The sequence below is a fragment of the Paenibacillus thiaminolyticus genome (genome assembly GCF_003591545.1).
In the GTDB taxonomy this organism is placed as follows: domain Bacteria; phylum Bacillota; class Bacilli; order Paenibacillales; family Paenibacillaceae; genus Paenibacillus_B; species Paenibacillus_B thiaminolyticus_A.
The window spans coordinates 509,591-528,675 of the sequence record NZ_QYZD01000001.1 but is presented as its reverse complement, the minus strand read 5'-3'; the positions used below and the strand labels follow the sequence as shown (position 1 = coordinate 528,675).

The window sequence follows — 19,085 nt, the reverse complement described above, 5'->3', positions numbered from 1 at the left end:
TAATTTCATCAAAAAGAAGCCCGAATATCAGTAATTCCTGCGTTTACGCAGGATTGCACTGTCTCATCCATCTTCCACTACTGTGTCCTCCTCCGCCTTGCCTGCCTCACCTTGCCTGCCTCCGACTTGCCCGTCTCCACCTTGCCTGCCTCTGCCTTGCACGCCCCCACCTTGCCTGCCTCTGCCTTGCCCGCCTCCGACTTGCTGCCTCTGACCTTGCCCGCCTCCACCTTGCCTGCCTCCGCCTGAACAGATCTGCCCAGGAGAGGCCGATGCGGGGCAGCTCGATCCCATGCTCGGCGAACAGGTCGGCATTATAATAGATAACGCTGGTGAAGAAATTCGGCGTCAGCCCATAGAGCGACCCTCCCCCCTTCTCCCGCAGCGAGTCAATCAAGCCGGGCATGTATCCGTCCACATCGAACTGCTCCTGCTTGATGATCGGCTCCAGGTTGAACAGCTTGCCCGCCTGTGCATACTCTTCATACTCGTCCCGGCCAAGCAGCAGCACGTCGGGCTTATGGAGGTCCACCCATTTCGCCAGCTCGCTCCGGTAATCGAAATCCTCGCCGCTTATCCTTCTGGCCATAAGCTCCTTCGTGCTCACAATATCGAACTTGATATTGGGGAACTTGACGTTGAACGCATTCCCGTATTCCCGGTAAAAATCATCTTCGTTATAATAAAGAACCTTTATCGTTCCCTTGCCTTCTTCGACAAGCTCTTCCAAGACGGACTTCGACCCGAAGCAGCCGCTAAGCAAGACAACGGAGCCAAGCAGAAGCAGGCCTTTTTTGGCAATGGCGGACAGTCGCATCATTGTTCCCATTCTCCTTTACTAGCGCCACGCGGAACTTTACTTGGCTTTCGCTCCGGCTGGCTGCTGGACCGCGCTTTCCGCAAGCTCGATCAGTTCTTCTTTCGTCAATGGATTTTCCGGATTCGTCGAAATGTTAAAAATTGATATTGGTTGTCTGTCCAACTCAGTGTATTTTGAACGAATTGAGGGTATTTTTTCTTCGTCTCTTCATCAAATTCGTCGGCCGCCGTAAAGTGGTAACCTTTCTGCTTGCCGTACTTCTTCGCGTTCTCTGCGCTCATTAGGCTAAATTGGAGCCGCACGACATCTTTTCCGTTCTTGAATTCCAGATTGACCTGACCCGCTTCCGTCCATTTGATGAGCTTCAAGTAAGCGGCTTTGTCTTTGGCCTCCGTTTTCACTTCTTTCTGATACTTGTCGCCATAGGCCAGAATCGGCGGCGCTGGATGTTGGCTTTGGTGAACCTATACCCTTCCGGCAATCCGTCCGGACGCTTCAATGCGGGAGTCTTCAGCTTGGATACTTCTTTCATGTAATCTTCATAGCTTTTGAAATTGTACATATTCAGATAGTTAGAAAATTGCTCGCCGCCATTAAGCGACTTATCGCTTACATACAATATGTAATAGTCACCCGGATTTTTTTCATTTTGGCATACTTCGCTTTTTCCGCTTCCACCGCCTTTTTCTTGTCCGCAGCGGAAGGCGCCTTCGCTGCGGACAGTACCGACACTTTCTTGGCCGTGTTGGCCGGCGCCGCCTCGGCGGCAATATGCATCGAATGGAACAGCAGCAGGCAGCTCGTCGCGGCAATCGCCGCTTTCGTCATGTTTTTCATGTTCTATTTCCCCTCTCCAGCGTTTCATTTTTGATCGAGCTTCTGTTCAAGGCCAGGCCGCATTGCGTTGCTTTGGGATCCCTTAGGCGCAAGCCTCTATGTTATAAACACCGCCAGACGAAAAATTGGTTCACTTTTTTGAACACTCATTTGCGGTCATTATTCAAAAAAATAGACCAACCAGAAATATCTGGTCGGTCTAGCACCACGGCAAGCCCTCCGCATTCGCTGCCGCAGCGCGGAAGGAAGAACGTCCCTTTATTGAAGCTTCAATGCTAACTCCCGTTCGGGATATCTGATAAAATACATAAAAAATATAGATTTCCACTTCCGTTTCTTCAAAGCCGGGATAGACGTCCGCCCGTTTGTTGAGGCTATCGTTAAGCCCGGCGCCTGTGATCCAATCGAATAGGATATGTCCAGGGATGCGCTGATCTTCCTGGCGAATCAACGTCTGATTGATCCTCCGAATCGTGCGTCCGCGCTTTCGCTTCTACATACAGGTCACCGTTCTGCTTATAGTAGGTCCACTTCACCGGATATCCTCCAACGTCCGTCGTCAACGTCTGCTTTTCGTCCGAAATATTTGACAGAAGGATCGGTTGTTTGTCATCCCATATTTCCTCTACTTCATATTGCAGCAGCAGCTCCATCGGCAAATCCGCTGTCAGGCGGAGATCAGGCGGAGCCTCGAATAGATACGTCTGCAAATAATTAGATCCCTCGCCCGTATTGTCCGTTAACCATTCTTCCCCTTCCAGCTGCCGGCCGCCAACAGACAAGTAGACGTGCTTATAAGGCAACCGCGAGTATGCCCTGCAATGCTCAATCTCGACCCGAATGCCTGTCGGACGAATGAACAGCTTGCGGACGACGGCCTCTCCATCCGTCGTCCTCAACGGCACGTCCAGGGTGCAGATCGCTGATGCATGCAAAGCCTTCTCCTTGTTCAGCCGCAGCATTCCGAGATTCCATTCACCGTCTATCTTCGTGCCCGGCGTCATGTAGGCGAGCTCGAACGTGATATCTTGCTGATGAATCGTCCAATTGGTAAATTTCTTGTTCCGCCCACTTGCCGTCTGCCTGATCGAACCGAATACCGCCTGGCTTCATGAGCTTCCCGTCCTTTTTCACCAAAATCGCGGGAAGATCGGTCTTCCCAATCCGTTCATCCCTATACGTATAGAGGGACTTGAGCACCACTTTCCCTTCTGATTCCCGCGAAATATGAATGCTTGCGGCGTCAATGCCGCCAGCCTGAATCGGGAACGTCTGCACGCCAGTCTAGGCCAGATCGAGAGCCAGCGGCAACTTCCTAGTCTCATACTCCTGCAGTCCCCGCACGATTAGCTGCAGCTCCGTCTCCTTGCCGTCGAAGGTCCATGGCGTTTCCAAAAAACCGTTGACGGCGATGCGCATAAGCCACGTTTTGAGGTGCTCTACCTGCCGCCATCCCGAGGTAACGCCTTCACGAACACCTCTTGGCATATATCCTCCGCATCTGACGCATCGCGCAGCATATAGTAGCAGGTCCTGTACACTTCCTTGTTGTACCGCTCGAAAAACTCCCTGTCCGTCAACAGGCCCTCCACCTTTCCCATGCTCTACTCTACTAAGTTAACAACTTAGCGGGAGAAAAGGTTCATTATTATCAAATTATTCTTCGCCACAAAGCCGCCAGAACGTAGAGATCCCCCCGTCTCCGTCAGAAAAATCGGAGCCGCTAAAGAAATGCGGGCCATTTGCCGATATACATAAGGGAGTATGTCTGAGGAGGATATTGAAATTGCCACAATTCGTTCGGCGGCTCAATCGCTGGCTGCTGTTCCTGATATTACTGGCGCTGTGCGCCTTCCCGATACAATTCCTGTTCGCCTCCAAATTCAATGAGGGCGGGCTGTCCTTCTCGTTCGGCATGCCTACGGACGATATCGTCCTCATGCTGCACAGCAATACCGCCTACGTCGGCCGCTACCTCGTTCCGATCGATGAGCGGGAGAACAGGGCATCGCCATACCAGCAGTCCGGCGAGACGCTGGTTCCCGCCCGCTTCCTCGCTTCGAAGCTGGAGGCCGAGCTGGCCTATGATGAAGCCACAGGAACGATCACCTTCACCAAAGACGATGCGCGGGTTACCTACCGGCTGAACAAGCCGGAGGTCAAGATTGCGGGAGCCACGTCTTCGGTCAAGACGGCTCCGCATGTGAAGAACGGGTTGACGTACGTGCCGCTTCGCCCGGTCAGCGAGGCGCTCGGGCGCAATATTTACGCCCGGGATGGACTTATCGCGCTATCGAGGCGCGATGAGGCGCCAGATGAGGCAGAGTGGAATGACTGGCGGAAGGAATTGTCCCAATACATCGACTATGATACGTTCGGGCCCTATGGCGTCCAGCTCGGCGGGCGCTTCGAGCGCGTCTTCCGCCGCTGGGAAGATGCCGTCGCTTACGCTCGGCAGGCGCCCGGACGCCGGGTAACCTATCGCGGGCAGCATGTCATGTGGGACCCGGAGAAGCCGGCGCCGAAGTCGTTCCGCTACAACGGGGCGCCGCTCATTCTGCAGCTGCCGGAGCTGCCGCGCGGCTGTGAAGTGACCGCCCTGGCCATGCTGCTGAAGACGGCGGATGTCGACGTCGACAAGATGGACCTCGCCCGGGAAATCCGCAGAGACCCGACGCCGTATAAGAAAGCAGGCGGCAAGGTTCACTTCGGCAATCCGCATAACGGATTCGTCGGTGACATGTACACCTTCGCCAATCCGGGACTCGGCGTCTACCATGAGCCGATTGCCGAGCTGGCCGAACGCTACCTGCCGGGCCGCATTGCCGACTTGACCGGCACATCGGTCGAGCACCTGCTATGGATCGTCGGGCAGGGTACCCCGGTCTGGGTCATTCACACGACAATGTATGATGAGGTGCCGGATAAATATTGGGTGACATGGCAGACCACGGACGGTCCGATTCGCGTTACCTACTTCGAGCATTCCTTCATCGTGACGGGCTATGACGAGAAATATGTCTATATCAATGACCCGCTCGGCCGCCGCAATCGCATCGAGCGTTCCGCCTTCCAGAGAGGCTGGGAGCAGATGGGGAGCCAGGCCATCACCTATTTGCCGTCCGAAGAGTCTGTGGAATGATTGCGGCTCCAACGCCAAAGCCCGAAGCCTTCCTGTCGGTCGACAGGAAAGCCTCGGGCTTCTTTTGTAAGCCGATTATATGATGTCAACAGAGTTGGATGCGTGCTGAGCCTGGACCCAGGCCCGCATCCTTCCTCTCTTCTGCCTATACATTTTCTTCGTCCTGCTGGTTCGATACCCGGCTATTGAAATACCATAACGCATAGAGCACGGCGCCAACCAAAATGAACAATCCTACCATCCAAATAATAAGTTCACCCATTCCATCCACCTCCCCTGTCAAATCCATGCCTGCTCCAACTGCCTACGGGCTGCACATGGTCCTGCGGTATGAAGCAGCGAATCTGGCTGTCTCTGTCTACTCTGTGTCTACATGATATACCCTTGTTGCCATTGATTGAACCTCAATCCAGCGGCGAGCATCTGCCCGGCACCGTTCGGCCAAGCCTCTCTCGCGATTCCCCCTCCCTTCCCATCCATGTCGTAAGCTTGCAGCGGCCAACGGCTCGCTCTCCTTCCATCATGCCATAAAAGGGAATAAATGCAAACCAATTCCACCAAAACCGCTCTCGCGCCAGAACTCCGCCCCTAATCCCTTCGCCTTCTGCTGTTAAGTACTATTCGAACGGTCCTTTTCGTCACTATCCCGCCGCCTCATAACTGTTCGATTCTCCAAGCGCTCTTTTCAACGCTATCCCATTCACTCATAAGCTCACTTCATGGCTGGCCGACTCTTACACCACTATCCCAATGCCTCATGACCGTGCATATAGTCCACCTGCTTTTTTCATCGCTATCCCGTTCGCTCATATCCCCCCCCCCGGACTACGGCGGCTTCGTTTACTTTGGCTTACTGCCATTTATATGTTCATTTCATTTCTGCAATATCTCGTATAGGCTTGTAAATCCAGATCTTGCTTCTCCAATGGGATAATGGCCAAAAGAACACGCCACCCCATACATTACGTACCTTGCCTCCCCCCGCCAAAAATGCGAAAAATAAAAAACGCTGCGGCCAACCAAAAAAAACGGAGCCCGCAGCAACGCGGAACTCCGTTCGCAATCTATCGATTTAGGACACTTCCTCAACTGGCGTATCGAGCACGTCCGCCTGCAGCCGGTGAAGCTCTGCCTTCAATTCGCTCACCACCGTCTCATAGCCCGGTTCACCGTATACATTGCGCATTTCGCAAGGATCCTGTTCGAGATCGAACAACTCCCACTCCGGGGGCCGATTTTCGTCGACCGAACCCGGCGTGCCCAAAGCCTGCGCATAATAGTAAATCAGCTTATACCGATGCGTTCGAATGCCATAGTGCGAATAAACGTTGTGATGCTCGTCCAGGTGCATCCAATACCGGTAATACATCGAGGTCCGCCAATCCGGAGGCGTCTCCCCTTCCCATACAGGCCGGAGAGAATGCCCCTGCATGCCCGCAGGCGCCTCGATCTGCGCATAATCCAGGAAGGTCTGCGCGAAATCAACGTTCAGCGCCATCGCATCCGTCACGCTGCCCGGAGCAATCGCACGCGGGTACCGGACGACGAACGGCATGCGCAGCGACTCCTCGTACATGAACCGCTTGTCGAACCAGCCGTGATCGCCAAGGAAGAAGCCTTGGTCGGAGGTGTAGATGACAATGGTATCCTCCGCGATTCCTTCCTCGTCCAAATAATCGAGCAGCCGCCCCACATTGTCATCAATGGACGCGACGCAGCGCAGATAATCCTTAATGTAGCGCTGATACTTCCACCGCTTCACTTGCTCCTCCGTCAGTCCTTCCGGCGTATCTCCCTTCGTATCGGTTGTGACCATATCGCGCCCAATCCGCATTTTTGCTTCGACGGCAGCTTGCGAGCGATTGGCGTAATCGTCATCGAATGTCTCCGGATACGGAATCTCCACATCTTCGTACATGCGGCTGTGACGCTCATCCGGCTGCCAAGGCCGATGCGGCGCCTTATGATGGCACATCAGCATGAACGGCTTGTCTTTGTCCCGCTTCCGCAGCCAATCCAACGACAGGTCTGCGATGACATCGGTTACATAACCTTCGATGCGGCGGCTGCCATCCGCCTCCAAGAACTCGGAATTAAAATATTCGCCCTGCCCGTCCAGGACGCTCCAATAATCGAAGCCGGTCGGATTGGCGTGGCCTCCATGTCCGAGATGCCATTTGCCGACAATGGCGGTCTGGTATCCATGCTGCTGAAGCAGCTTCGGAAATGTCTGCTGTCTTCCATCGAAGTGATCGTCGATCGATTTCACTCCGTTAAGATGGTTGTAGGTCCCCGTCAGGATAGAGGCTCGGCTTGGCGAGCAGATCGAATTCGTGCAAAAGCAATTGTCGAAGCGGATGCCTTCATTCGCAACCCGGTCGATCTGAGGTGTCACGTTGATGCGGCTGCCGTAACAGCTCATCGCGTGGGAAGCGTGATCATCTGACATCACAAATAAAATGTTCGGTCTTCGGTATGATGCGGTCGTCATCGTTGTCCACTCCTTCGGTGAGCGAAGGCGGCTCCTGCCCAGAGCATCCATATATAACGCTGATGCGGCGGAGAGCCTGTCCTTCCTATAAAATGTAATGAATGTTAACGGTAACCTTCATGCGCATAACAGGGAGAACCCTGCGTTATAACCACACAGGGCCCCATCATGCAATTACGAATCCTTCGGTTTGTCTTCCTTCACTCGCTTCAAATACTCATCGTACCGGCTATCAATTTCCTTCGCCATGCTTCGATACTGCTTCGTCTCCTCGACAATCGGGTCGAGGGCCGTCTGGATCCGGATCTCGGTGCGGGGCGGAAGGCGTCTTCTCACCGCTTCCTCCTGCTCCTCCGTCTCCATGTCTCCTTCGGTCAGATATTCGCTTAGCCGGGCTTCCACCCGCCGGCGATCTTCTGATTCGGGCATGAGCGCTCCCCCTCCTTCATACCGTAGTATACCCAATTCATGGACTTGTTCGAGAAAACACGCTCCTCCTGATGATCAACCGGACAACCCGTAGCCGGAGACTCGGTTCAAAGTCCAGCCGCTGCCGCGGGGTTCACCGGTTAGCAATGAGAAGCCGGGTTGTTACCCTTGCGCTCCCGCCGCCTCCAACGCTCCGATGAAGGCGTCATGGATGGCGCCGTTGGTCGCGACGACATCGCGCACGCCCAGATGATACGGCTGACCGTGCGTGTCGGTAATCTGACCGCCGGATTCGCGAATGAGCAGGCTGCCTGCCGCCAAATCCCATGCATTGAGGTTCAGCTCCCAGAATCCAGTCATCCTTCCGGCTGCGACATAAGCCATGTGCAGCGCAGCCGAGCCCGCCGTGCGGATATTGCGCACCTGCGGCGCCAGCGCCTGAATGCCCGCCAGATTAAGCGGCAGAGCACGGGTACACTCAGTCGGAAATCCGCTCGCAATCAGGCTGCCGGACAAGTCCTTCTCCGGTGCGACCTGCATGCGGCGGCCATGCACGTAGGCGCCTTTGCCCTTCTCCGCGACGAACAGCTCGTCGCGCGTCGGGTCATATACGACGCCGACGATGACCTCGCCATGATGGGCCAGCGCGATCGAGACGGAATAGAACGGGAAGCCGTGAACATAGTTCGTCGTGCCGTCCAACGGATCGATAACCCACACATATTCCTCGTCCTTTACCTGCTCCCAGGCTTGCTTGGAGGCGTCGCTTCCCGGCTCCACCCCTTCTTCACCCAGAATGGCATGGTCCGGAAAATGCGTCAATATCAGCTTGCGGATCATTTGCTCCGCGCCTTTATCCACTTCCGTCACAAGGTCGTGCATGGATGACTTTATATGAAGCGACTTGAATTGCCCCAGCTTGCTCTTGATCCATTCGCCTGCCTTCGCCGCGCAATTCACCGCCACCGCGGTGTGGCTCTTGCTGGACACGACGTAAGGAACTTTTTCCTTCGTATTCAAAACAATCACGCTACTTTCTGTAAAAAATGGAACGAACTGCCCCAGCTATTATACGTTACTGCAACAGCCAAGTTTCATAGATTTTACTGGCCTCGCCTTCACGCCGCAAGTCTCGTTCCTGCCTTTACACCGGAAGATACAGAAAATCCGCCTTGAGGAACCGGCCTCGAATGAGATCGATCCCGCAAGGCGGACGCCTGCTGCAGCGTCCCGTAACTATCGTCTATACTCCGATAATATGGAAACCGCCGTCTACATAGATTACTTCTCCCGTGATGCCTCGCGACAGATGGCTCATCAGGAACATCGCGGTATCGCCCACCTCTGCGGTTTCCGTTGTTCGGCGGAGCGGCGCTTTCTCTTCCACTTCCTTGAGAATGGAGTTGAAATCGCTGATGCCCTTCGCAGCCAATGTACGGATCGGTCCGGCCGAGATAGCGTTGACGCGAATGTTATGTTGTCCGAGATCGTTCGCCAAATAGCGAACCGACGCCTCAAGCGCTGCCTTCGCCACGCCCATGACGTTGTAATTCTTCATCGCGCGCTCAGCGCCCAGATACGTCATCGTCATAATGCTGCCGCCTTCCGTCATCAGCGGATGCAGGCGCTGTGCCACCGCGACGAGCGAGTAGGCGCTGATGTCATTCGCCAGGGCAAAGCCTGCGCGTGACGTGTCCACATACATTCCTTGCAGCTCCTCCGTCTTCGCAAAGGCAATGCTGTGCACGAGTCCATGCAGCGTGCCGAATTCTTCCCGAAGCCGGCTTGCCAGCGCATCGATATCTTCATCGACGGTCACGTTGCAAGGCAGTATGATCGAATTCGGAATCGTCTCCGCCAGCTTGCGCACGCGGCCTTCCACCCGTTCGCTCTCATATGTAAATGCCAATCTTGCGCCTTGAGCGGCCAAAGATTGCGCAATCGCCCAGGCGATGCTGCGATCATTCGCGACGCCCATGACGACGATATTTTTACCTGCCAATAATTGAGTCATTGCTTCAACCTTCCTCCCCTCGCCCACTCGCCTCATCACGCATCATCGCCGCGATCAAGCGGTAAACGTTCTGTGTCCAACGTATCGTATTTTCGCCACATTTTCAAGTAGCTGTCCATCATGGATCGATTCGGACGCTGGCCTGATCCGCGATCGCGACCCCTTCTCCCTCGCAAGCGGCGAGAGCGTCCATCAGCTTGAACAAGGCCTGATCCTTGTGCTTCGCCTCGATCATCACGTCCAGCCGCTCCGTATGGGCGGCAGCCATCCGCAGAAAATGAAGCAGCGGCGCAATATCGACATCATCGGCATGTCCGCGGATATCCTTCTCGCTCTTCGGGCTGGAGACGTGAATCTTCGGCGGGAGCGGATCGTCCGGCGTGGCGTCGGCCTGGGCATACGGCGTCTCCCATGTCCTCGCGATACGGGGCCACAGCTCTTCAAGCGGCTCGCCTTCATTGTTGATCTCATGATGATGGATATCGAGCACCATCGGCAGCCCGAGCCGTTCACAGACGGCCAACGTCTCGGCCGCCGTGAAGGTCTTGTCGTCATTCTCCAGCGTCAGACGCTGCAGCAGTTCTTCCGGCAGTTCCCCGGCATGGCTGACGAACCGCTCCCCGGCCGCCCGCTTGTTCCCGTAAGCCCCGCCGATATGAATATTGTTCTTCGCCCGTGCGTCGAGCCCCATCGCCTCCAGCATCCGAAGATGATAGCCGAGATCGCGCTTCGAGCTCTCCAGCACTTCCTTCCGCGTCGTGCTGAGCACGGTGAAGTGATCAGGATGGAACGACAGCCGCATGCCGTGCCGCTTCGCATAATCCCCGACAGCGGCGAAATCGTCCCGCAGCGCCGGGAACGGATCCCAATCGGCAAGCTCCTGGTGGGTCACCAGCGGAATCAGCTTCGAGGACATGCGGTACAGCCGGATATCATGCGCGCGGTTATGCTTCAGCAGCCGGAGGGTATTATGCAGATTCTCCGCCGCAATCCGCTCCAGCTTGCGCAGCGCCGCCTCGCGATCGGGCAGCGCCTGGAAGCGCTTATATGTCATTGTGCGCGACGGCGAGGCGTTCGCCACCACCATCGACATGGCCACGTACCCGAATCGGACAAGCATGGAATCAGACTCCTTTTCCTCTGCGTCGCATGTAGCGCGCAGGTGTTCTTACTCCTAGAATGCCCTATTTCTCCCAACTGGAACCGTGGCACGCGCTCCACTGGCTTTTCTTTTCTCACCCCGGATTAAAATAGAAGCCCTTCGGCCGGAACAAGCGGCTTCTAGCGCTTCTATTTCATAACGCGCATGCAGAGCTAAGCGCGGTTCGGATTGCCGAAGAACATCTCATGGGCCAGAGCGGTCTGGACCCGGGACTCTTCTTCGTTCAGTCTGCGGACGAGTTCCATCTCGACCGCCGTCACTTCCTCGCCTTGGAAGTTAATCTCGGCGATGGAGGCGCTAATCTTCACAATGGCAACCGCCGTATTGTCCGGCGAATAAGCGATGACCATCTGGCCGGTCGGAAAAATCCGAAAGCCTGCTTTGGTCATTTTGCAGCGCCCATATTCCAGCAGTTCATATAATTCCTGCTCCTTCTTGAACTTGCATACAGAATTGAACTCAGTTTGAAATCCCATCCGTCCCCGCTCCTTTGCGTTATAATCTCTCTATATATTGAACCATGCTGGAAGGGGTTGTGGCAACCGGGCAACACGTGCGGCCCCGGCAAAACCTTTAGATGATGCTCACCATGGCAGCGATAGAACTGGCCAAGTTGGCACATCCATGGATGAACCAGCTCGGAAGGATGGAGCCGCCCGCCTTTTTCTCATTTATCCATCCCATGAGCCATCCCATCCCCCCTGTAGCGATCGCAAGGGCAATCGCTGCGTTCCTTTTTCAATGCTTTTTTCGCCGAATTGAGCCGGGATTTGACCGTCCCCTCCGGAATACGCAATATCTCGGCCGCTTCCCGGTAAGTGCACTCCTCGAAATAGTACAACACGAGGAGAATGCGATGCTCATCCTTGAGTCTGCTTAGCGCGCGGCGCACCAGTTCCTTGCGGTACGAAGCTATCAACAGGTCTTCAGGTTCATCCGGAGACCCTGGAATATTCGCAATCTCCCGCTGCTGGAGCTCCGGGTTAAAATATTGCTTCACGCGGCCCAGCCACCGCTTCGCCTTGCGATAGCGATCGCGGTACAGATTCGTCGCGATGGTGAACAGCCAGTTCTCCAGACTCCTGTTCGCATCATAACTATCCCAATGCTTTATGGCGCGGATCCACACATCTTGGAACAGATCGTCCGCATCCGAAGCCGAGCCGCATAGATGAAGACAGTAGCGGTAGAGAGGATGCTTGTATCGTTCCAAAACCGTTTCCAAGTCATAGCGGACCGATCCCGCGTTCCCCCACATCCTTCCCCCCTTATGTTGTATTACGCCTGACCTCCTCTTTCGTTCGCCGCAACGGATTAATTTATGAAAAAAATAAAAATCCCCTTGCCAATCACGCTCCGTGACCGCAAAGGGATTTACTGTCCTGGGATTTTTCAAATATTTTGGGCGTAACGCTCGTCAGGCGTTTTCGTCAGGACAACATACAGGCTAGACACCCCATCGACGCCGTTGCGATAAGAGAAGCTCTCATCGCCCGTGATATGAAGGACATCCCCTGCCGCTACGGCCGTTGCCGTCCCATCGCAGATAACGGTGCCCGCCCCGTCAACAACGAGAATATATACGTTGGCGCCCGGATGATTATGTGTCGGCAGCTCCGCTCCGGGACTAAAATTCAACATGAAAATGACATTTTCCGCTTCCTTGTGAATAATGCGCTTCGTAAATTTATTATCTTGATATTCCTGAAATTGAGCCAGATTACTCTTTTGCACCTGCTATCACTCTCCTGTGAAGTTTTTTTAATCCCTGTTCAAAAAAGCCGCTTTCCTCTCAAAAACGAATTTCATACTCGCAGCAATCGTCGCCATTGACATTACACTTGATTTCCTTGACCAAAACTCTCTTCTTTTTCAATTTGGTCAGCGCCCCCTCCATAATCGCGCCTTCCAGATCACAGATCATATGGCCTTCCATTTCCGGCAACCCTTCGCAAAAACAGTCCTTCACGGCAACGTGCATTTTGTGCTCTTCTTCAAGAACGATTTGCGGATCTCCGATTTTTAAGTCGCGAAACATAGTGAACAGCTCTTCCAACGAATGAACGGGCAAGCTTTCGCCGATTTTTCGACCTATCGTCACGGTAGTTCCTTTCCCTCTCATAGGAAGCCCCTGATACATTCCGATTAGACGAATGGCTCTGTATAGCTCGATCGGAACAGCGTGCCCCAATTTTGTTCGTGAAATTTTGGCCATATCGTCAAAGGTAAACTCCTGGACAACACTTGCTTTATTCATAGCTGCACCGCCTATTCATAACTGGTGGATGTGAATGTATTTCTAGTATATTGGACTGGTTTTTTTAGCTTGTGATTACAGTCACATACCGGAAAAATCACCATCTTTATCGAACTATTTTTTTCAGAAAATTTGATTTCAATCCTCTTTTTTGCTGGCAAGCAGGGATAGAATCAGGGTGTCGTCCAAATTGAACCGCAGGAGGTTAGTCAAATGCACATGGAGCATAAGCTGTCCAAGGATATTTATTGGGTAGGAAAAATCGATAGCCGCGAGGTTCCCTTTCATCGTCTTCTGTTAGCAAAAGGGACAACCTATAATTCATATTTGCTCAAGACCGGAAAACCAACGGTCATTGATACGGTAGATATCGCGTTCGGAAGAGAGTTCGTTGAAAGAATAACAGAAATGATCGATCCGCTGGATATCCAATATATTGTCATCAACCATACCGAACCGGATCATTCAGGCGGTCTGGCGGCGCTGGCGGCCAAGGCAACCAATGCCACAATTGTCTGTACGGAAATTGCCGTACCGGAAATTCAACAAATGTACAAGCATCACCACCGCAATTACCTGGTAGTCAAGGATGGAGATCAGCTTGAAATCGGAGGCAAGACGCTTCTCTTCAAAGAAACGCCTTATCTGCATACGGAAGAAACCATGATCACGTATTGCATAGAGGATAAAATTTTGTTTCCTTGCGATATATTCAGTACCCATGTTGCCGTGGAGCATCTCTTTGCCGATGAAGCGGGATTGGATATCACAGGGGATTTCATTGGATATTACCGGGCCATTATCCATCCGCACCGAAGATACGTCCGGACACTGCTGGAAGCTGTCCGGGACTTGGAGATCGACATCATCGCCCCTTCCCATGGCTTTATACTGCGGCACGACATTGCCAAGTACATCGGCTTGTATGCCGAACTCAGCACCGACACGAAGGAAGGCAAAAAAAGTAACCATCGTCTATGCAACGCTCAAAAATAACACGAAAAAAATGGCCCATATATTGAGAGATTGCTTTCTTGACAACAATATCGCCGTTGAACTGTGGGACGTGGACAAGGCTGACGAGGCTGACATCTTGCACAGCATCGGGACTGCAGACGCCGTCTTGGTCGGCAGCTCGACGAAATATGCGGATATGACCGGAAAATTGGAGCCCCTGCTGCAGAAAATGCTGAAGATGGATCTGGCAGGAAAGCTTGGCGCAGCCTTCGGATCCTACGGTTGGAGCGGCGAAGCGATTGAGGTGGTCCAGGATTATTTGAATCAGACGAATCTGACCGTACAAAGCACCTCCAGCGTAATCAAGTCAACCGGCATGACGCATGTGGAATTCCCTGTTCGCGTGCGCTTCTCCCCGCAGGAAGAAGACAAAATCAAAAAAATCAGAAATGCTGCCGAATTCATCTCAGACTTGCTGCTTAGCGCGGTCTAATGAGATCAGGCAAGGAAAGGGAGAGGAATATGGCCGACAACCGCCATTATGTTATTGTGGGCAGTGGAGTTGCTTCCGTACATGCTGCTAAAGCGATTAGAGATCATGATGACGTAGCGCAGATCTCCATTTTCGGAGAAGAGCCGGCCCTTCCGTACAACAGGGTAAAGCTGTCGAAAGGGTTGTTTACCGATTTGCACAGTGAGAAAATCTTGATTAAGAAAGAAAAATGGTTCCATGAAAACAGAATTGCCGTGCATGACAATACCCGTATTTCTTCTATCAGTACAGAGAAAAAAGCGGTGATAACCGCTGACGGCCGCGGGATAGCATATCATAAGCTTCTTCTGTGTACGGGAGCCACGAATCGCAGGCTGAGTATGGAGGGCGCTTCCCTTCCCAACGTGCATAACATTCGCGACAGGCATGATGCGGACAAGTTCAAGGAAGCTTTGCGTACGGGGGAGCGGGTCTGTGTCATCGGGGGCGGCATTCAAGGGTTGGAAACGGCCTGGTCGCTTATCCAAGCGGGATATTCCGTCACGATTATTGAGGCCGGACCGCGGCTTATGCCTCGGCAGCTGGACGCCCCATCTTCGGCGATATTGATGGAAGCTGCCGTTGCATGCGGAGCGGAGGTCAGGCTGGGACAAGGCGTCACCCGCATCATTGGCGCAGGCCGCGCAGACGGGATTGAGCTTGAAGACGGCTCGACTCTCGCTTGCGAGCATATCGTCTACTCGATCGGGGTCATGCCGAACATAGCGCTTGCGCGCGAGGCAGGCCTGGCAGCCGGGAGGGCATTATCGTCAACGAGCAGATGCAGACCAGCGACATTCATATCTATGCCGCAGGAGACTGCGCCGAATTCCAGGGCAAGGCGGACGGCCTGTGGGGATGCGCCATCGAGCAGGGACAAGTGGCCGGGGCCAATATGGCGAACCGCAAAGCGATGTACCAGCGGCCGGTTCCGATGACCTTGTCCAACATATTCAACACCCCCTTATTTTCCATCGGTCTGGTGGATGAAGAGCAGTCCGATACCAGCATAACCGAATCGGCGCAAGGGCGTTACAGACGGATTTTTATCAAAGACGGTTCCCTATGCGGGGCGATTGCCTTCGAAAACACTGCCGCTTCCTTACCGTATAAAGCCGCTATTGAACAAAAGCTTCCTCTGGATGGAATCGATGTTGCAAGCTGCAGCATGGAGGAAGTCATGAATGAAATTTCCAGTAGATTGCAATAACAAGGAGAGAATAGGATGAAAAAATATATATGTCAGCCTTGCGGATATATTTACGATCCAAGCATTGGCGATCCTGATGAAGACATTGTACCCGGCACCGCGTTTGAGGATCTTCCCGAGGATTGGGTATGTCCGGTGTGCGGGGAAGATAAGAGCCAATTCGCTCCTATTGAAGGCTAGCAGCATGCAAATGATGTGCGATCATGCTTGCGCACTGCACCCTGGAGCAGATAGAGGGAATGGAGTGGAGACGATGACAGAAGATTCCTGCCAATACGCCGAGGAGCCTTGCACCCGCAAGGTTCCTATTTTCGCCTCTCTGTCTGATGAGGAATTGGCTAAAGTCAGCGCCATGATCAAACACAGAAAGTATGAGAAAGGCGAAGCGCTCGTTCTGGAGGAACAACCTTCGGACACCTTATTCATTATTAAGCAAGGACATGTCAAGTTGTTGAAAGTGACGCCTCAAGGCAAAGAGCAAATCTTGCATATCCTGACCAACGGTGATTTTTTTAGCGAGTTGAATATATTCAATAGCGATGAATTGAGTAATTTTAGTGCCTATGCGCTGAAAAAGACCGACATTTGCATGTTCACCAAGGATAATATGGAGCATCTTGTCCGCAACAACCCGGACATTTCGTTGAAGCTGCTCAAAACGGTGACCAAACGATTGGCGCACACGGAAAACCTGGCCCAAAGCCTGGCTACCAAGGACCCTGAAATACGGATTGCCTATATGATCCTGGAGCTCGGCAATAAATACGGCAAACCGGTGAAAGGAGCGCAGGAGCGGATCAAGATAGAACTCCCCCTGTCGTGCGAAGAATTGGCCAATTATGTGGGCGTGACACGTGAAACGATCAGCCGCAAATTCAGCAAGTTTGAGCGGCTGGGTATTATTGAAATCAAAGGCACCCGGGAAATCACGATCCTGAATGCGCAAAAACTGAACGAATATATTGATTAGTTCATATATTGAGCTGCAATCCCCTCTATTCACTTCCATCTAAGGCCAGACACCCCCTTAGCAACCCGTAGGGCAGAGGCACTTGTAAAGTGCCCCGCCTACGAGGGGTCATTAATCCCGTTTCCCCGCATAATCCCCGTTGCCCCGTATAATCCCTTTACCTTTCTGTGCTCCCGTCAGGTGCATTGCCATAAATGCCCGCTCACCTTGCAGCGGTCGCACCAGAATAGGTAGCCGATCCCGCCGCTGCCCCACATCCATTCCTGGCCGTCCGCCAGCGGCAGCTCGGAATCGAGCTGATGAAGGCCATCGTCTCGCGGCATTCGGGGCAGCTCGGATATTGAGCGTCCTCTATCCAGGAAGGCATGCCGCCCACACGGCACAAATTCTCGCGCCCGTTGGACAATGCCCAATCCTGGGCCGCCAGCGCGCAGGCGCAAGAACTCCATACCATTGATACCTCTTGCTCCCCTAACTCCCGCACCTCGATCTCCAACTCCACCCGAAGTTCATCGAGCTTCTCTCCGGCTCCCTCCTCTTCCATTGAAGAAGTATAAGCCAGAATTCGGTACTTGCCAGCTGGCAAGAAAGCGCGCCTTACATTGTCGCTGAACGGATTACGCCAGGCTCCGGTGCAGTGTCTCTATTATATAGAAAACTATAAGTTACCAAATGAAAGGAATTCAGGGCATCCAGCACCATGTCCCCCGGCTCGAATACCGTTTGCTTGCGCGCAACCTGGGTCATGTCATCTGTAACTTGCCCCGCTTCGTCCCGAATGGAATAGAGTATCATCCGATTCGGATGAATGATTTCTATACGATCATCACCTTCATATTGTAGCGTCGACCAGATGTCTATCGGCTCTCCTGCCTTATATACGGTCTTCGATGAATAGAGCGACAACGTGAAGTCTCCCTTCCGGGTCCTCGCGTTCTTGCTCGATTTCATCGTCTTCATCGGCTGATGATCGATATCAATCCGCTTCGACTACATTGTTGTTCACTTTTATCGTCACATCTGATTTGAGTACGTTATCGCTTATTTTTACAGCCGAAATTGGATAAACGCTCGGATCTTGGCGGCATCATCGCCCTCTGGAGGCATCGTTGCCCCCTGGGGCTTGAACTGTGGAGGGAATTGCTGCTATTTTACAGGAATTTTGGCTCAATGAGTCCACATCACGAGGAATTGCTGCATATCTACATCATTTTAGGCCCTTTTGCACCAAGTCGAAGCGAAACGGGTGAAATTCCTGCCGTTTTGCAGGATCCCCTTTCTAGTGAGGTCGTCCATAGCGAATTGCTGTATTTGCGCAGGATTTCGCTTACCGAATAAGCGTGTCTGGAGAAATCATGCAGTTTTGCGGATTCGCCTACCGGATAGACGTGTCTGGAGAAATCGTGCAGTTCTGCGGATTCCGCTTACCGGATAGACGTGTCTAGGGAAATTGTGCTGTTTTCAGACCATTGGAACCCCCCATTTTTTTACGAGGGGGTGGAGATTGTCCATTTTCCTAAGTAAAACTTGGCACTTAGAGCGTTTTACATCAATTTTTTCTACTGGGGGACGAGTCAAAATAAAGTGCCAGTGATGTACAGGAGCATTTACTGCTTATAGCGGAGGACGGTATTATTATATTACAGCAGGACATTGGGGTCGTGTCGGCGACTCCTTCCAGCAAGGTGGAAGCTCTATTGGTTCTGTAAACAGAGTTTCGGCCTTTCCTGGAAGACCAAGTTTATCTGATGCTCTTATTCTCTGATGCCCTAAGTATTTCAATTTCTTCATCAGAGGCAGGCAAGTTTATTGATAACAATCGATATGAAAGCCTGTCTATCAATGGTTGGGAAAGAGAAGACGAAGAAGTTCTAGGTTCTATTATATGTAAATCTGGCGATACAACGGAAATTACCTGCGGTGAACTCGTTACAAACCGGTATTTTACCCTTGATGAAGAGAATCCAGGTATTAGTTACTCACAAATGAGAGTTGTGAAGGCTAAAGCATCTAAAGGGGGTAGTGGAGCACCAACGTTTCATGCCGACTTTGGAATGATGAGATCAGTGATGACAGGCACTTTATCCTTTGCTGGGTATCATGATAGATATAAGTCGGATGTAATTGGATATGGTCATGTAACTAACGTCCTAAACGACCTGAATTTGGATGGTGTATATATTTACAATTAAAAATCAATGGGTATCATTATGACTTCAGTTCGTTATGAATAGAGGCCTGTCTTGGAGGTTTAATGACAAAGT

22 protein-coding genes and 2 pseudogenes are annotated in these 19,085 nt (G+C 52.6%); 6 read left to right on the top strand and 18 right to left on the bottom strand.

The genetic code is table 11. From position 1 onward, the window contains the following. Positions 1 to 106: 106 nt before the first annotated feature. The 7 genes from DQX05_RS02565 to DQX05_RS32795 form a co-directional block, all read right to left on the bottom strand. The gene (locus tag DQX05_RS02565) at positions 107 to 820 is read right to left on the bottom strand and encodes an ABC transporter substrate-binding protein (protein WP_182914588.1); all 714 of its coding nucleotides are present in this window, start codon (positions 818 to 820) and stop codon (positions 107 to 109) included. 104 nt (positions 821 to 924) lie between these two features. Beyond that, positions 925 to 1,221 carry a hypothetical protein gene (locus DQX05_RS02560; protein ID WP_119790575.1) on the bottom strand — a complete coding sequence of 99 codons (297 nt, stop codon included), beginning with the start codon at positions 1,219 to 1,221 and terminating at the stop codon, positions 925 to 927. Further along, positions 1,218 to 1,439, bottom strand: coding sequence for a hypothetical protein (locus DQX05_RS02555; protein ID WP_119790574.1), 222 nt, complete (start codon positions 1,437 to 1,439; stop codon positions 1,218 to 1,220). The genes DQX05_RS02560 and DQX05_RS02555 overlap by 4 nt, the downstream gene beginning before the upstream one ends. Continuing rightward, positions 1,430 to 1,657, bottom strand: a complete 228-nt coding sequence (locus DQX05_RS02550; protein WP_119790572.1) for a hypothetical protein — start codon at positions 1,655 to 1,657, stop codon at positions 1,430 to 1,432. Before DQX05_RS02550 ends, DQX05_RS02555 begins: the two co-directional genes overlap by 10 nt. Before the next feature lie 380 nt (positions 1,658 to 2,037). Continuing rightward, the gene (locus DQX05_RS02545) at positions 2,038 to 2,661 is read right to left on the bottom strand and encodes a hypothetical protein (RefSeq protein WP_147385147.1); all 624 of its coding nucleotides are present in this window, start codon (positions 2,659 to 2,661) and stop codon (positions 2,038 to 2,040) included. Between the two features lie 280 nt (positions 2,662 to 2,941). Then, positions 2,942 to 3,145: a hypothetical protein gene (locus DQX05_RS31615; RefSeq protein WP_259391741.1), complete on the bottom strand. Its 204-nt coding sequence runs from the start codon at positions 3,143 to 3,145 to the stop codon at positions 2,942 to 2,944. Continuing rightward, positions 3,097 to 3,258: an RNA polymerase sigma factor gene (locus DQX05_RS32795; protein WP_310735637.1), complete on the bottom strand. Its 162-nt coding sequence runs from the start codon at positions 3,256 to 3,258 to the stop codon at positions 3,097 to 3,099. The genes DQX05_RS31615 and DQX05_RS32795 overlap by 49 nt, the downstream gene beginning before the upstream one ends. A 185-nt stretch (positions 3,259 to 3,443) precedes the next feature. On the opposite strand from DQX05_RS32795, the gene DQX05_RS02530 reads away from it, so the two are divergent. After that, complete coding sequence (locus tag DQX05_RS02530) at positions 3,444 to 4,799, top strand: C39 family peptidase (RefSeq protein ID WP_119790567.1); 1,356 nt, start codon at positions 3,444 to 3,446, stop codon at positions 4,797 to 4,799. 1,072 nt (positions 4,800 to 5,871) lie between these two features. Here the strand turns inward: DQX05_RS02530 and DQX05_RS02525 are convergent. From DQX05_RS02525 to DQX05_RS02480, 9 genes are all read right to left on the bottom strand, one after another. After that, positions 5,872 to 7,290, bottom strand: a complete 1,419-nt coding sequence (locus DQX05_RS02525) for a sulfatase family protein (protein ID WP_119790565.1) — start codon at positions 7,288 to 7,290, stop codon at positions 5,872 to 5,874. A 174-nt stretch (positions 7,291 to 7,464) separates the two neighbouring features. Further along, entirely contained in the window at positions 7,465 to 7,719 is a 255-nt protein-coding gene (locus DQX05_RS02520; RefSeq protein WP_087443378.1) for a hypothetical protein, read from the bottom strand. 162 nt (positions 7,720 to 7,881) lie between these two features. Then, positions 7,882 to 8,739: an inositol monophosphatase family protein gene (locus DQX05_RS02515; protein WP_119790768.1), complete on the bottom strand. Its 858-nt coding sequence runs from the start codon at positions 8,737 to 8,739 to the stop codon at positions 7,882 to 7,884. A 223-nt stretch (positions 8,740 to 8,962) separates the two neighbouring features. After that, a complete protein-coding gene (gene fabI, locus DQX05_RS02510) occupies positions 8,963 to 9,733 on the bottom strand; it encodes an enoyl-ACP reductase FabI (RefSeq protein ID WP_006679868.1) in 771 nt (256 codons plus the stop codon). Between the two features lie 118 nt (positions 9,734 to 9,851). Beyond that, positions 9,852 to 10,853, bottom strand: coding sequence for a UV DNA damage repair endonuclease UvsE (uvsE, locus tag DQX05_RS02505; protein WP_119790563.1), 1,002 nt, complete (start codon positions 10,851 to 10,853; stop codon positions 9,852 to 9,854). 194 nt (positions 10,854 to 11,047) lie between these two features. Next, positions 11,048 to 11,371 (bottom strand): hypothetical protein, encoded by a 324-nt coding sequence (locus DQX05_RS02500; RefSeq protein ID WP_119790561.1) that lies wholly within the window; start codon positions 11,369 to 11,371, stop codon positions 11,048 to 11,050. A 191-nt stretch (positions 11,372 to 11,562) separates the two neighbouring features. Continuing rightward, positions 11,563 to 12,153 (bottom strand): RNA polymerase sigma factor, encoded by a 591-nt coding sequence (locus DQX05_RS02490; protein ID WP_119790559.1) that lies wholly within the window; start codon positions 12,151 to 12,153, stop codon positions 11,563 to 11,565. 134 nt (positions 12,154 to 12,287) lie between these two features. Then, positions 12,288 to 12,629: a cupin domain-containing protein gene (locus DQX05_RS02485; protein WP_119790557.1), complete on the bottom strand. Its 342-nt coding sequence runs from the start codon at positions 12,627 to 12,629 to the stop codon at positions 12,288 to 12,290. 58 nt (positions 12,630 to 12,687) lie between these two features. Beyond that, positions 12,688 to 13,152, bottom strand: coding sequence for a V4R domain-containing protein (locus DQX05_RS02480; protein ID WP_119790556.1), 465 nt, complete (start codon positions 13,150 to 13,152; stop codon positions 12,688 to 12,690). A 213-nt stretch (positions 13,153 to 13,365) separates the two neighbouring features. On the opposite strand from DQX05_RS02480, the pseudogene DQX05_RS02475 reads away from it, so the two are divergent. The 4 genes and pseudogenes from DQX05_RS02475 to DQX05_RS02460 all read left to right on the top strand — a co-directional run bounded on the left by DQX05_RS02475 (position 13,366) and on the right by DQX05_RS02460 (position 16,821). Next, positions 13,366 to 14,602, top strand: a pseudogene (locus DQX05_RS02475) (FprA family A-type flavoprotein). A gap of 29 nt (positions 14,603 to 14,631) precedes the next feature. Continuing rightward, positions 14,632 to 15,851, top strand: a pseudogene (locus DQX05_RS02470) (NAD(P)/FAD-dependent oxidoreductase). A gap of 15 nt (positions 15,852 to 15,866) precedes the next feature. Beyond that, positions 15,867 to 16,031 carry a rubredoxin gene (gene rd / locus DQX05_RS02465; protein ID WP_119790554.1) on the top strand — a complete coding sequence of 55 codons (165 nt, stop codon included), beginning with the start codon at positions 15,867 to 15,869 and terminating at the stop codon, positions 16,029 to 16,031. Between the two features lie 73 nt (positions 16,032 to 16,104). Then, positions 16,105 to 16,821 (top strand): Crp/Fnr family transcriptional regulator, encoded by a 717-nt coding sequence (locus DQX05_RS02460; protein WP_119790552.1) that lies wholly within the window; start codon positions 16,105 to 16,107, stop codon positions 16,819 to 16,821. 202 nt (positions 16,822 to 17,023) lie between these two features. Here the strand turns inward: DQX05_RS02460 and DQX05_RS30215 are convergent, their stop codons facing one another. Further along, entirely contained in the window at positions 17,024 to 17,407 is a 384-nt protein-coding gene (locus DQX05_RS30215; protein WP_147385146.1) for a hypothetical protein, read from the bottom strand. Positions 17,408 to 17,418: 11 nt separating this feature from the next. Beyond that, positions 17,419 to 17,772, bottom strand: a complete 354-nt coding sequence (locus tag DQX05_RS02450; RefSeq protein WP_119790548.1) for a lipocalin/fatty acid-binding family protein — start codon at positions 17,770 to 17,772, stop codon at positions 17,419 to 17,421. Between the two features lie 797 nt (positions 17,773 to 18,569). On the opposite strand from DQX05_RS02450, the gene DQX05_RS02445 reads away from it, so the two are divergent. After that, complete coding sequence (locus DQX05_RS02445) at positions 18,570 to 19,013, top strand: chymotrypsin family serine protease (protein ID WP_119790546.1); 444 nt, start codon at positions 18,570 to 18,572, stop codon at positions 19,011 to 19,013. The last annotated feature ends 72 nt before the right edge of the window (positions 19,014 to 19,085 follow it).

Excerpts from the sequence above, each read along its gene's own strand:
- DQX05_RS02565 (WP_182914588.1), bottom strand. The coding sequence starts at position 820 with ATGATGCGACTGTCCGCCATTGCCAAAAAAGGCCTGCTTCTGCTTGGC.
- DQX05_RS02550 (WP_119790572.1), bottom strand. The coding sequence starts at position 1,657 with ATGAAAAACATGACGAAAGCGGCGATTGCCGCGACGAGCTGCCTGCTG.
- DQX05_RS02545 (WP_147385147.1), bottom strand. The coding sequence starts at position 2,661 with ATGACGCCGGGCACGAAGATAGACGGTGAATGGAATCTCGGAATGCTG.
- DQX05_RS31615 (WP_259391741.1), bottom strand. The coding sequence starts at position 3,145 with ATGCCAAGAGGTGTTCGTGAAGGCGTTACCTCGGGATGGCGGCAGGTA.
- DQX05_RS32795 (WP_310735637.1), bottom strand. The coding sequence starts at position 3,258 with ATGGGAAAGGTGGAGGGCCTGTTGACGGACAGGGAGTTTTTCGAGCGG.
- DQX05_RS02525 (WP_119790565.1), bottom strand. The coding sequence starts at position 7,290 with ATGACGACCGCATCATACCGAAGACCGAACATTTTATTTGTGATGTCA.
- DQX05_RS02520 (WP_087443378.1), bottom strand. The coding sequence starts at position 7,719 with ATGCCCGAATCAGAAGATCGCCGGCGGGTGGAAGCCCGGCTAAGCGAA.
- fabI (WP_006679868.1), bottom strand. The coding sequence starts at position 9,733 with ATGACTCAATTATTGGCAGGTAAAAATATCGTCGTCATGGGCGTCGCG.
- uvsE (WP_119790563.1), bottom strand. The coding sequence starts at position 10,853 with ATGCTTGTCCGATTCGGGTACGTGGCCATGTCGATGGTGGTGGCGAAC.
- DQX05_RS02500 (WP_119790561.1), bottom strand. The coding sequence starts at position 11,371 with ATGGGATTTCAAACTGAGTTCAATTCTGTATGCAAGTTCAAGAAGGAG.
- DQX05_RS02490 (WP_119790559.1), bottom strand. The coding sequence starts at position 12,153 with ATGTGGGGGAACGCGGGATCGGTCCGCTATGACTTGGAAACGGTTTTG.
- DQX05_RS02480 (WP_119790556.1), bottom strand. The coding sequence starts at position 13,152 with ATGAATAAAGCAAGTGTTGTCCAGGAGTTTACCTTTGACGATATGGCC.
- rd (WP_119790554.1), top strand. The coding sequence starts at position 15,867 with ATGAAAAAATATATATGTCAGCCTTGCGGATATATTTACGATCCAAGC.
- DQX05_RS02460 (WP_119790552.1), top strand. The coding sequence starts at position 16,105 with ATGACAGAAGATTCCTGCCAATACGCCGAGGAGCCTTGCACCCGCAAG.
- DQX05_RS02450 (WP_119790548.1), bottom strand. The coding sequence starts at position 17,772 with ATGAAATCGAGCAAGAACGCGAGGACCCGGAAGGGAGACTTCACGTTG.
- DQX05_RS02445 (WP_119790546.1), top strand. The coding sequence starts at position 18,570 with ATGCTCTTATTCTCTGATGCCCTAAGTATTTCAATTTCTTCATCAGAG.